Annotated in this window: 9 protein-coding genes; 8 read left to right on the top strand and 1 reads right to left on the bottom strand. The window is 71.1% G+C overall.

Features of this window, described 5'->3' with window-relative positions:
* The first annotated feature begins 227 nt into the window (after window positions 1-227).
* Window positions 228-2,555 carry a PKD domain-containing protein gene (locus ACLQ3F_RS18945; protein WP_425850464.1) on the top strand — a complete coding sequence of 776 codons (2,328 nt, stop codon included), beginning with the start codon at window positions 228-230 and terminating at the stop codon, window positions 2,553-2,555.
* Window positions 2,556-2,732: 177 nt separating this feature from the next.
* Window positions 2,733-5,060: a right-handed parallel beta-helix repeat-containing protein gene (locus tag ACLQ3F_RS18940; protein WP_425850462.1), complete on the top strand. Its 2,328-nt coding sequence runs from the start codon at window positions 2,733-2,735 to the stop codon at window positions 5,058-5,060.
* A 66-nt stretch (window positions 5,061-5,126) separates the two neighbouring features.
* Here the strand turns inward: ACLQ3F_RS18940 and ACLQ3F_RS18935 are convergent, their stop codons facing one another.
* On the bottom strand, window positions 5,127-6,419 hold the full coding sequence (locus ACLQ3F_RS18935) for an acetyl-CoA C-acetyltransferase (RefSeq protein WP_425850460.1): 1,293 nt from the start codon (window positions 6,417-6,419) through the stop codon (window positions 5,127-5,129).
* 55 nt (window positions 6,420-6,474) lie between these two features.
* On the opposite strand from ACLQ3F_RS18935, the gene ACLQ3F_RS18930 reads away from it, so the two are divergent.
* The 6 genes from ACLQ3F_RS18930 to ACLQ3F_RS18905 all read left to right on the top strand — a co-directional run bounded on the left by ACLQ3F_RS18930 (window position 6,475) and on the right by ACLQ3F_RS18905 (window position 12,801).
* Entirely contained in the window at window positions 6,475-7,830 is a 1,356-nt protein-coding gene (locus ACLQ3F_RS18930) for a 3-oxoacyl-ACP reductase (protein WP_425850457.1), read from the top strand.
* Complete coding sequence (locus tag ACLQ3F_RS18925) at window positions 7,830-8,696, top strand: MaoC/PaaZ C-terminal domain-containing protein (protein ID WP_425850456.1); 867 nt, start codon at window positions 7,830-7,832, stop codon at window positions 8,694-8,696. Before ACLQ3F_RS18930 ends, ACLQ3F_RS18925 begins: the two co-directional genes overlap by 1 nt.
* Before the next feature lie 159 nt (window positions 8,697-8,855).
* A complete protein-coding gene (locus tag ACLQ3F_RS18920) occupies window positions 8,856-9,608 on the top strand; it encodes an NUDIX hydrolase (RefSeq protein WP_425850454.1) in 753 nt (250 codons plus the stop codon).
* On the top strand, window positions 9,605-10,573 hold the full coding sequence (locus ACLQ3F_RS18915; protein ID WP_425850452.1) for a serine/threonine protein kinase: 969 nt from the start codon (window positions 9,605-9,607) through the stop codon (window positions 10,571-10,573). Before ACLQ3F_RS18920 ends, ACLQ3F_RS18915 begins: the two co-directional genes overlap by 4 nt.
* 9 nt (window positions 10,574-10,582) lie before the next feature.
* Complete coding sequence (locus ACLQ3F_RS18910) at window positions 10,583-11,542, top strand: hypothetical protein (RefSeq protein WP_425850450.1); 960 nt, start codon at window positions 10,583-10,585, stop codon at window positions 11,540-11,542.
* Window positions 11,539-12,801: an adenylosuccinate synthetase gene (locus ACLQ3F_RS18905; protein WP_425850447.1), complete on the top strand. Its 1,263-nt coding sequence runs from the start codon at window positions 11,539-11,541 to the stop codon at window positions 12,799-12,801. Before ACLQ3F_RS18910 ends, ACLQ3F_RS18905 begins: the two co-directional genes overlap by 4 nt.
* Window positions 12,802-12,839: the final 38 nt, after the last annotated feature.

The raw sequence follows: 12,839 nt of genomic DNA, 5'->3' as shown, positions 1-12,839 counted from the left end.
CGGGCGTCGTCGCGTACGAGTCAGCGCGGCTCGTCAGAGGGTGACGGAGGCGATCGGGCGGCCTTGCCAGCAACGGGCCGCCCGATGAAGAGATCACGAACTTCTTGTTGCATCTCACTGACGGGTGGCCGTTTTGTCACCCAGGTCAGCACCTCACTTGTCGATCATGCAAAATCGCCCTATCTGACTTCCGTCGTCGCCGGATCCTCCTTCTTTTCGAGGCCAGCATGCGCAAATCCCTCTTCGCCGGTCTCGCGACCGCCTTACTGACCAGCGGCACCCTGGTGGGCACCGCGCTGCCCGCCCAGGCGGCCGCTCCGACGACGCTCTACGTCCGGCAGAATCCCCCCGCCAACTGCTCGGACCAGTTCCCGGGCACCTTGGCGCAGCCGTTCTGCACCATCGGAGCCGCAGCAGCGATCGTCACCGGCGGGCAGACCGTCGACATCGGCGGCGGCAACTACCCGGAGCGCGTCACCATCGGCACGTCCGGCACGCCGGAGCAGCCGGTAACTTTCGTCACCACCTCCAGTTCCGCGGCCACCCTGGTCGGCGCGACGGCCGGCTTCGTGATCGACGGCCAGCACGATGTGGTGCTCCAGAACCTCCGCGTCGTCGGGTCGGGCGACGTGCCGGCCCTGGATGCGCGCAACTCCTCGGGCCTCACCATCCGGGGCGGCACCTATGGCCTGAACATGCCCGCGACCTCACCGGTGATCCGGTTCGCCGGCGTGACCAGCTCGAGCCTGTCGAAGATCACGGTCAGCGGGTTGACCGCCAGCGCCGGCATCACCATGGACTCCGCCAGCAGTGACGTGGCCATCCAGGACACGAGCGTGCAGGGCTATGCCAACTACAGCCTTGCCGACAACACGGTCGGCGTCCGGATCGACGGGCAGCGCAACTCGTACATCGGTGGCAGCGTCGACGGCTTCAGCAACGCGGCGATCGCGCTCGGACCCACCGCGGCCGGCACCGTGGTGGCCAACAACGTGATTTCCGGGGGCGCCGGCCACGGCGTGCACAACAACGGGGCCACCGGCACGGCCATCGCCAACAACACCATCAATAACCGCTGCCGCGACGGCATCCGCGTCGACGGAGCCTCGTCCGGCGTCTCCGTACAGAACAACGTGCTCGCTCTGAACGGTTACTTCGATCTGGCTTACTGCAACAGCAGTGTGCTGGACGGGGTCGAGATCGGCGTCTACGGCGGTGCCGTCGGAAAGACGGTGGTCGACTACAACAACGCGCACCACTACAACAACAACTCACCGGAGATCTACGCCTGGAACACCCGGATGTCGCTTGCCGCGTTCCGGGCCGCCTCCGGCCAGGCCGCACACGACCGCGAGACGGGGCAGGCCCGGGACAACATCGACTCGGCGAACTCGGCCGCCCCCGGTTACCCGACCCTCGCCCGCGGCGGCGCGCCGCGCGTCGACGATCCGGGCGTGCCGAACACCGGCGCCGGCCCGATAACGTACGCCGACCGTGGCACCACCGAAGCCGTCCGGAGCCCGGAGGTGCGGTTCGACGTCGCCATGAACATCCAGGCGCGCTCGGTGACTATGGACGCGTCCGCCTCCCTCCCCGGCTTCAGTCCGATCGCGTCCTACCAGTTCTCGTTCGGCGACGGCAGCACCGTCACCCAGACGAACCCGATCGCCTCGCACACCTACGCGAACCCGGGCTCTTACCGGATCGCCGTCACGGTCACTGGCACCGACGGTCGGTCGGGGACTTACGGCAGGCAGATCAGCATGCTGCGGCCGACCGGGACCGTCGGTCTGCGCGCCCTGTCCAACCGCCGCTACGTGAGTTACGAGAAGGGCTACGGGCTTCGACCGAACCAGGCCGAACCGAGCACGATCGCGCAGTTCGACCTGGCGGACGCCGGCAATGGCAGGGTCGCCCTCTTCTCCCGGGCGGTCGGTCGCTACGTCGCCGTCGCTGAGTCCGACCTCGCCACATTGACCGCGGACAGCGTGTTCGTGGACGTACACGAGTCGTTCAAGCTGGTGCGCAACGGCGACGGCACCGTCAGCCTCCAGACCCCCATCACCAGCCAGTACGTGACCGCGGACGTCAACAGCGCCGTTCCGCTGAGCGCCAGCAGGCCCTCCATCGGCACCTGGGAGAAGTTCCTCCTGGTCGTCGTACCGGACGCGAACCGGTCCCTGAAGGCGCAGGCCAACGGTCGCTTCGTCAGCGCCGACGGCGCGGGGGCCAAGCCGTTGATCGCGAGCGCGGCGACCGCCAGCACCTGGGAGCGGTTTGACGTGGTGGATCTCGGCAACGGGCAGGTCGGCCTCCTCGCCCGTGTCAACAACCACTTCGTGTCCGCCGACGGCGCTGGCGCCAAGCCGCTGATCGCGAACGCACCGACTGCCAGCACCTGGGAGCGGTTCACGATGGTCCGCAGCAGTGACGGCACCGTCAGCTTCAAGGCCGTTGTCAACAACAAGTACGTCAGCGCGGACGGCGCGGGCAGTAAGCCACTGATCGCCAGCGGCCCGGTCGTCAGCTCCTGGGAGAGGTTCACCCTCGGCTGAGCCGTACCGCACTGTCGACGCCCGCCAGACCCGAGGGTCCGGCGGGCGTCGCCGTGCACACACCGGCCGAGTGGCCGTTTTGTCACTGCGGTCAGCGCCTCAACCGACCGGTAATGCATGATCAGCTTTATCTGACTCCCGGCGATCGCCGGATCCTCCTCATCCCTGAGGCATAGCATGGGTAAATCCCTCCTTTCCGGTCTCGCGACCGTCGTGCTGACCGGTGGCGCCCTGGTGGGCACCACAGTGCCGGTCCAGGCGGACGCTCCGACGACGCTCTACGTTCGACAGAATCCCGTCGGCGGCTGCTCCGATCAGTTCCCGGGCACCTTGGCACAGCCGTTCTGCACCATCGGCGCGGCGGCCGCGGTGGTCACGGCCGGCCAGTCGGTGGACGTCGGCGGCGGCAACTACCGGGAGCGCGTCACGATCCCCACGTCCGGCACGCCTGAGCAGCCGGTCACCTTCTTCGCCAGTGACGTGGCAACTCTGATCGGCGCGACCGCCGGCTTCGTGATCGACGGCCAGCACGATGTCGTACTCAAGAATCTGCGCACCAAAGGGTCGACAAGCGTGCTGCCCGGCCTCGACCTGCGCAACTCCTCGCGGATCACCATCCAGGGCGGCAGCTTCACGATGGACACCTCCTCGACCGCGCCCGCGGTCCGGTTGGCCGGTGTCACCGGGTCGACGCTGAAGCAGATCACCGCCAGCGGGCCGACCCTGAGCGCCGGAATCATCATCGACGCCGCGAGCAGCGACGTGCTGGTCAAATCCGTAAACGTATTAAGCAGCGCCGGGTACCGGACACTCTCCGACGGCGTCGGCGTTCGGGTCGATGGGCCGAGAGTCAGCATCCTCGACAGCAAGGTCAGCGGTTTCACCGGCGCCGCAGTCGCCATCGGAGTGGGCGCGGTCGACACTGTGGTGGCCAACAACCAGATCGACGGTGGCCCCGGCCACGGGGTGCACAACAACGGTGGCACCGGCACGGCGATCACCAACAACACCATCAGGGACCGTTGCCAGGACGGCATCCGGGTCGACGGAGCTTCGTCCGGCGTTTCCGTGCAGAACAACGTGCTGATCACGAACGGCTTCTTCGACCAGAGCTACTGTGACGCGGCGTTCCTCGACGGTGTCGAGATCGGCGTCTACGGCGGGGCCATCGGGAAGACAATGGTCGACTACAACAACGCCCACCACTACTACGGCGACTCACCGCAGATTTACGCCTGGAACACCCGGATGAGCCTCGCCGGGTTCCGGGCCGCGTCCGGGCAGGCCGCACACGACCGGGAGACGGGACAACCACGAGACGACATCGACTCGGCGAACTCCGCGGCCCCCGGGTTCCCAGCACTTGACCGCACCGGCACTCCGCGCATGAACGACCCGGCAGTGGCGAACACCGGTGCCGGCCCGATCACCTACGCCGACCGTGGCGCGGTGGAGACCATCAGGCCGCCAGCAGCGTCGTTCGGCGTCAGCATGGATCTCGGAGCGGTCTCGGTGAAGCTGGACGCCTCCGCGTCGAAGCCGGGCTTCCATCCGATCAAGTCCTACCGGTTCGAGTTCGGTGACGGGTCCGGGGTCACCCAGAGCACGGCGGTGGCCTCGCACACGTACGCCAACCCGGGCACCTACAGCCTCAGCGTCGAGGTGACCGGGACCGACGGGCTGACGGACACCAGCACCCAGCGGGTCAGCGTCCTGCGACGGACCGCGACGGTGGGTCTCCTCGCCCTCGCCAACCGCCGCTACGTCGACGTGTACGGTACGCCGACCGGTCTCGTGCCGAGCAGGCCCGAGTTCGGCCTCGCCACGCAGTTCGACCTCACCGATGCAGGCGGTGGCCAGGTCGCACTCTTTTCTTACGTCACCGGGCGGTACGTCAGCCGGACCTACAGCGGCGGGCCGGACTGGCTGCACGCCATGAGCCAGGTTGTGGACGCTCCGGAGCGGTTCAGCCTGAACCGGAACAGCGACGGCAGCGTCAGCCTCAAGGCCGACAACGGCCTGTACGTCACCGCCGATCCCAGCGGTGCCGTGCCGCTGACCGCCAGCCGGCCGACGATCGGTGCCTGGGAGAAGTTCCACCAGGTCACGGCCACCGACGCCAATCGGACGTTGAAGGCGCGCGTCAACGGCCGCTACGTCAGCGCTGACGGCGCGGGCAGCAAGCCACTGATCGCCAATGGCCCGGCGGTCAGCCTCTGGGAGCGGTTCGACGTGGTGGATCTCGGCAACGGGCAGGTCACCCTCTTCGCCCACATCAACAGCCGCTTCGTCTCCGCGGACGGCGCCGGGACCAAGCCGCTGATCGCCTCCCGCCCGACCGTCGACCTGTGGGAGCGGTTCACGATGGTCCGCAGCAGTGACGGCACCGTCAGCTTCAAGGCCGTTGTCAACAACAAGTACGTCAGCGCGGACGGCGCGGGCAGCAAGCCACTGATCGCCAGCGGCCCGGTCGTCAGCTCCTGGGAGAGGTTCACCCTCGGCTGAGCCGTACCGCACTGTCGACGCCCGCCAGACCCGAGGGTCCGGCGGGCGTCGCCGTGCACGCTCCGTTCAGCGCTCCAGGATGGCGGTCACGCCCTGACCACCGGCGGCGCAGATGGAGATCAACCCACGCCCGCTGCCCCGCTCGGCCAGGAGCTTCGCCAGGGTCGCCACGATGCGCCCGCCGGTGGCGGCGAACGGATGCCCGGCGGCCAGCGACGAACCGTTGACGTTGAGCCGGTCGGTGTCGACAGCGCCGAGCGGCGCGTCCAGGCCGAGCCGGTCCTTGGCGAACTCCGGCGACTCCCAGGCGGCGAGGGTGGCCAGCACCTGCGACGCGAACGCCTCGTGGATCTCGTAGTAGTCGAAGTCCTGCAACGTCAGCCCGGCACGGGCCAGCATCCGGGGCACCGCGTACGCGGGTGCCATCAGCAACCCCTCGTCGCCGTGCACGAAGTCCACCGCCGCCGTCTCCGACCAGCTGAACCACGCGAGCACGGGCAGGTGGTGCGCCGCTGCCCACTCCTCGCTGGCCAGCAGCACGGTGGACGCGCCGTCGGTGAGGGGTGACGAGTTGCCGGCCGTCATGGTGGCGTGCTCGGCGTCCGGGCCACGGGTGCCGAAGACCGGCTTCAGCGAGGCGAGCTTCTCCAGGCTGCTGTCCGGGCGAAGGTTCGCATCCCGGGTGAGCCCCAGGTACGGCGTCATCAGGTCGTCGAAGAAACCCCTTTCGTACGCGGCCGCGAGGCGCTGGTGTGAGCGCAGCGCCAACTCGTCCTGGGAGCGCCGGTCGATCTGCCAGCGCACTGCGGTCCGGGCGGCGTGGTCGCCCATGGACAGCCCGGTACGCGGCTCGGCGTTGCGTGGGATCTCCGGCTTGAACGGCTGGGACGGGCGCAGCTTTGCCGCGATCTTGAGCCGTTCGCCCAGCGTACGGGCCGAGTTGAGCTTGAGCAGCGTGCGGCGCATCTCCTCGTTGACGGCGAGTGGGGCGTCGGAGGTGGTGTCGACACCGCCGGCGATGCCCACGTCGAGCTGACCGAGGGCGATCTTGTTGGCGACCAGGATGGTCGCCTCCAGGCCGGTGCCGCAGGCCTGCTGGATGTCGTACGCCGGGGTGTGGGGGTCGAGTCGGGAGCCGAGGACCACCTCGCGGGTGAGGTTGAAGTCGCGGGAGTGCTTGAGCACAGCCCCGGTGACCACCTCACCGATGCGCTGCCCGGCCAGCCCGTAGCGGGCGATCAGGCCGTCGAGCGCCGCGCCGAGCAGGTCCGCGTTCGACGCGTCCGCGTAGCGGGAATTGGAGCGGGCGAAGGGGATGCGGTTGCCCCCGATGACCGCGACCCGCCGGATGCTCTGCACGATCCGCCTCCTCGACATGTGTTGCTCGAACCCTACTCGCCAGTAGGCTACGCCCATGACCGACAGGTACGCGAGCTTCGTCCAATCGGCCGCCGGCCGCGCGCTGGTCAAGCGCCTCGGGCTGCCCGACCCGCCCCGACTGCGCCGGCACCACCCCGGCGACCCGCTGCTGGCCGGCCCGGCCCTGCTCGGCGCGGCCACCGGCGGCCGGCTCGCCGAGCCGGTTGCCAAGATGCTCACCAGCGCCGGGGTCGAGCTGGCCGACCCGGCCGCCGGCACCTCGCAGCGGTACGGAGCTCTGCTCTTCGACGCCACCGGGATCACCGACTCGACCGAGCTGCGTCAGCTCTACGACTTCTTCCACCCGCAGGCTCGGGCCGTGCTGCCCAGCGGCCGGGTGATCGTGCTGGGCACCCCGCCGCAGGAGTGCCCGACACCCCGCGAGGCGACCGCCCAGCGCGCCCTCGAAGGGCTGGTCCGCAGCATCGGCAAGGAGTTCGGCCGGGGCACCACCGCGCAACTCGTCCACGTCGCCCGCGACAGCGACGCCGCCGGCACGCGCACGAGCCTCGAATCGACTCTCCGGTTCCTGCTGTCCGGCCGGTCCGCGTACGTGTCGGGGCAGGTCATCCGGATCGGTGGCGGCGCGGCGAGCGTCCCGGCCGACTGGGACCGCCCGCTGGACGGGCAGGTCGTGCTGGTCACCGGCGCCGCACGGGGCATCGGTGCCGCGCTGGCGAAGGTGCTCGCCCGCGACGGCGCGAAGGTGGTGGCCCTGGACATCCCGGCCGCCGGTGACGCGCTCGCCGCCGTGGCGAACGACATCGGTGGCACCGCCGTCCAACTCGACCTGACCGCGCCGGACGCGCCGACCCGACTCGCGGAGCACCTGGCCGGCCGGCACGGCCGGGTCGACGTGGTGGTGCACAACGCCGGCATCACCCGGGACAAGACGCTGGGCCGGATGGACGCCGACCGGTGGGACCAGGTGATCGACGTCAACCTCTCCAGCCAGGAACGGATCAACGACGTACTGCTGGAGCGGGAGCTGATCCCTGCCGGCGGGCGGATCATCTCGGTCTCGTCGATCGCCGGGATCGCCGGCAACCGGGGGCAGACCAACTACGCCACCAGCAAGGCCGGCGTGATCGGGCTGGTCGACTCACTCGCGCCGGCCCTGCGGGAGCGCGGGATCAGCGTCAACGCGGTGGCCCCGGGCTTCATCGAGACCCGGCTGACCGCGCGCATCCCGCTGGTGGTCCGCGAGGCGGGACGGCGGATGAACAGCCTGGCCCAGGGCGGGTTGCCGGTGGACGTGGCCGAGACGATCGCCTGGCTGGCCTGGCCGGCCAGCGGCGCGGTCAGCGGAAACGTGGTCCGGGTCTGCGGCCAGAGCCTGCTGGGGGCGTGATGGGAGCGGGGCCGGAATCGGGCGGCCGCAGCCTGGTCGAGCTGCCCCGGATGCCGGCGGTCGGGGCGCTGCACCGACGGGCGTTGCTCGGCGCGCTACCGGGCCTCGGGGGTGGACGGCGCGGGCCCGACCTGCCGGCTGTCGAGTTGACAGTGGGCGGGGTGAGCGTCGACCGGGCACAGCTGGCCGACTACGACCGGGTCTGCGGGTTCCGGCTCACCGATCGGCTGCCCGCGACGTTTCCCCACGTCATGGGCTTTCCGCTGGCCCTACGCCTGATGACAGCGCCGGACTTCCCCCTCCCGCTGATCGGCCTGGTGCACGTCGGCAACCGGATCACCACGCACCGCCCGATCACCGCCGACGAGACCCTCGACTTCACCACGTACGCGCAGAACCTGCGCCCCCACGACCGGGGGCGGCAGGTGGACGTGGTGCTGGTCGGTTCCGTCGACGGGGCCGAGGTGTGGCGCGGCGTCTCGACGTACCTCGGTCGGGAGCGCGTGCCGGGCGGGCGCGAGCCCGGCGAGCGACCCGCCGCGCCGACGGCCACCGCCCGCTGGCGGGTGGAACCGCGCGTCGGCACGGAGTACGCGCGGGTCTCCGGCGACCACAACCCGATCCACACCTCCCGACTCGGTGCGCGGCTGTTCGGCTTCCGCCGGCCGATCGTGCACGGCATGTGGAGCAAGGCGCGCTGCCTGGCCGCGCTGGAGGCCCGGCTGCCGGACGCGTACACCGTCGAGGTCGCCTTCAAGCTGCCCGTGCCGCTGCCGAGCACTGTGAGCTTCGCGCTCCTGCCGGATGGCAGGTTCGCGCTGCACGACTCGCGGGGCCGACCCCACCTGACGGGCTTCGTGCGCTGAGCGCACCGCACCGCACCGTGCGCTGAGCGCACCGCACCGCACCGTGCGCTGAGCGCGCCGCACCGCGTCATGCGCTGAGTTGCCTCTGCGCTTGGCAGGCGCGCACTTCTGCGCTAAGTTGTTCTCAGAGCGAGATGTTCTCAAAGTGAGAGAGACGTGATGAACGAGCAGGACTTCCTGGCCGCGTACGACCCCCGGGCCTATCCGTCGGTCGCCGTGACCGTCGACGTGGTGGCGCTGACCATCCGCGACGGCGCACTGCACCTGCTGCTGATCCGGCGCGGCGAGGCACCCTTCGCCGGGCACTGGGCGCTGCCCGGGGGCTTCGTCCGCCCCGACGAGGACCTGACCACTGGCGCCGGACGGGAACTGGCCGAGGAGACCGGGCTCGGCGGCGAGGAGCTGCTCCGCGTACACCTGGAGCAGTTGGGCAGCTACGGCGCTCCCGACCGCGACCCGCGCATGCGGGTCGTCTCGATCGCCCACCTCGCGTTCGCCCCCGACCTGCCGGACCCGGCCGCCGGCAGCGACGCCGACGAGGCGATCTGGCTGCCGCTGACCGCGTTGACCAGCCGGCAGCTCGCCTTCGACCACGGCCGGATCATCGACGACGCGTTGGAACGGGCCCGCTCCAAGTTGGAGTACACCCCGCTCGCCACCCGCTTCCTCGCCGCCGAGTTCACGATCAGCGAACTGCGCGCCGTCTACGAGACGGTCTGGGGGCACCCGCTGCACGCCGGCAACTTCCACCGCAAGGTGCTCTCCGTGCCGGGCTTCGTGGAGAGCACCGGCGCCAGCACCGAGCGCGGTGGTGCCCGGGGCGGCCCGCGCGCCCGCCTCTACCGGGCCGGCGACGCCCGCCTGCTGCACCCGGCGCTGCTGCGCCCCGCCCGCGAGGAGACGGTGCGGTGAGGGCCACCGAGGCAATCCACCTGGTCGCGGCCGCCCGCACCGACGCGGACCTGTTCGGCGCCGACCAGCCGGCCCGCCGCTACCGCGAGCTGGTCGCGGCCCTGCACCCCGACCGCCTGCCGACAGACCCCGGGGTACGCGCCGAAGCCACCGACGCGTTCATCCACGTCACCACCCGGTGGCGGGCCCGGCAGACCACAGTCCTCGGCGACTACCGGCTCGGCGCGCCGGCCCACTCGGGTGACCTCGCCGACCTCTACGACGTCGGCGACGACCGGCTGCTGAAGCTCCCCCGACGGCCCACCGACAACGACCTGATGGCCCGCGAGGCGCACGCCCTGCGCACCATCGCCGAGCGCGGCGACCCGCGCTACCTGCCGTACGTGCCCCGGCTGGTCGACGAGTTCCGGCACCGCGACGCCAGCACCGGCGCGGAACGGCGGATCAACGTGCTCGCCACCGCACCCGGCCTGCACGACCTGGACGAGGTGCGGCGCGCGTACCCCGACGGGCTGGACGCCCGGGATGTGGCCTGGATGTGGCGGCGACTGCTGGTCGTGCTCGGCCTGGCCCACCGGGCGGGCGTGGTACACGGCGCGGTACTGCCCCGACACGTGCTGATCGAGCCGGACGCCCACGGCGTGGTGCTGATCGACTGGTGCTTCTCCGCGGCTGTCGGCAGCACCATCCCGGCGGTGGTCCCCGGCCACGGCTGGGACCCGGAGGAGGTCCTCAACAAGCAGCCGTGCGGGCCGGGCACCGACATCGCGATGGCCAGCCACTGCATGAGCTGGCTGATGGGCCCGCGCGCGCCCCGCGAGCTGCACACCTTCGCGCAGGGCTGCCGGCAACGGTCGCTGGGCGCCCGGCCCGACGACGCCTGGCGCCTGCTGCGCGAACTCGACCAGGTGCTGGACCGGCTCTACGGGCCACGCACCTTCCGGCCCTTCACCCTCACCCCCTAAGGAGCTGTCATGGGCAGTGGAATCTGGTCCACCGACGTGTACGACGCAGCCGACCGCTACCGCCGGTCCACCGGCAGGAGCGCCTTCTCCTACAGCGACAGCGGGGCGCGCACCGTGCACCCCGCGCTCGACCCCAGGGACGCGACCCGCGAGAGCCGCGACTCCGCCGAGCACCCCCGGTCGACCCCCGTCGCGGTGCTCTTCGACGTGACCGGCTCGATGCGCACGGTGCCGCGGGTCCTGCAGACCAAGCTGCCGCAACTGCTCGGGCTGCTGCAACGGCAGGGCTACGCCAGCGACCCGCAGATCATGTTCGGTGCCATCGGCGACGCCACCTGCGACCGGGTGCCGTTGCAGGTGGGCCAGTTCGAGTCGGACAACCGGATGGACGACGACCTCGGCCGGATCGTGCTGGAGGGCGGTGGCGGCGGACAGATGAGCGAGTCGTACGAGCTGGCCATGTACTTCATGGCCCGGCACACGGTCACCGACAACTGGGAGAAGCGCGGCCGGCGCGGCTACCTGTTCATCATCGGCGACGAGCTGGCGTACCAGCGGGTGAAGGCCCGGGAGGTGGCCGGCCTGATCGGGGACGACATCTCCGAGGACGTGCCGCTGCGGCAGGTCGTCGACGAGGTGACCCGCCGCTGGGACACCTACTACCTGCTCCCCACCGGCAGCCACTACTCCGGCAACGCCACGGTGCTCGACTTCTGGCGGGACCTGCTCGGGCAGAACGCCGTCGTGCTCGACGACCTCGACGCGGTCTGCGAGACCATCGCGCTCACCATCGGCCTCGGCGAGCAGGCCATCGACCTGGACGAGGGCCTGCGTGACCTGGACCGCGCCGGCTCCGGTGCCACCGGGACCGTGTCGAAGGCGCTGGCCCGCCTCGGTCGGGGACGGCGGGCCGAGGTGTCGACGCTGCCGACGTTCACCGACACGGCCAGCGGGGTGACCCGGCTGTGAACCACGTGGCGGTGGTCGACCTCGGCTACGGCGACGCCGGCAAGGGCACCGTTGTGGACTGGCTCTGCGCCACCCGTCCCGTGCACACGGTGGTCCGCTTCAACGGGGGCGCGCAGGCGGCACACAACGTCGTGCTGCGCGACGGGCGGCACCACACGTTCGCGCAGTTCGGCGCCGGCACCTTCCATCCCGGTGTGCGTACGCACCTGTCCCGGCACGTGGTGGTGGACCCGCTGGCGATGGCCGCCGAGGCCGACCACCTCGCCACTGTCGGGGTGCCCGACGCGCTCGACCGGCTGACCGTCGACGGGGACGCGCTGCTCGCCACCCCGTACCACCGGGCCGCCAACCGGGCCCGCGAGATCGCCCGGGGAGCCGACCGGCACGGCTCCTGCGGGCTGGGGGTGGGCGAGGCCGTCGCGTACGGTCTCGCCCACCCCGACGACGCGCCCCGGGTCGCCGACTGCCACCACCCGGCACTGCTGCGCCGCAGGCTGGCCATCCTGCGGGACCGGCTGACCGCCGAGCTGGGCCCGCTGGACGCGCCACCGATCGAGGACTGCCTGCCCGCGTACACGGGGTTCGCCGACCGGGTCGCCATCGTCGACGGCAGTTGGCTCGCCGAGGCGCTGCGCACCGGGACCTGCGTCTTCGAGGGCGCGCAGGGGGTGCTGCTCGACGAGTGGCACGGCTTCCACCCGTACACCACCTGGAGCACCACGACGTTCGCCAACGTCGACAGCCTGCTCGACGAGGCGGGCCGACCCGGCGAGGTGACCCGGATCGGGGTGCTTCGCGTCGTCACCACCCGGCACGGGCACGGCCCGCTGGTGACCGAGGACAGCAGCCTGCCGTTCGCCGACGCGCACAACGCCACGAACCCGTGGCAGGGCCGGTTCCGGTTCGGCCACTTCGACGCGGTCGCCCACCGGTACGCCCTCGCCGCGGCCGGCGGCGTCGACGGCCTGGCCCTGACCCACCTCGACCTGACCGGCCCCGACCTGCGGATCTGCCGCCGCTACGACACCACCGACCGGCTCACCCCGGGCCCGCCCGGTGACCTGGACCGGCAGGCCGCGCTCACCGCCCGCCTGCTGCGCTCCCGCCCGGTGTACGACGACCCACCGGCGGACTGGGCCGAGGCGGTACGCGCGGAGTTGGGCACACCGGTGGTGCTGACCTCGCACGGCCCCACCGCCGACGACAAGATCCCGTGCGGCCCACTGCTGGCCCCACCGGCCCTGGTCCGCGCCAACTGACAACTCGGGGCCGAAGGCCTGTGATCCGGCGACTCGCC

Source organism: Micromonospora sp. DT15 (assembly GCF_049841475.1).
Classification (GTDB): Bacteria; Actinomycetota; Actinomycetes; order Mycobacteriales; family Micromonosporaceae; genus Micromonospora.
This window is presented reverse-complemented; position numbering and strand designations above follow the sequence as displayed.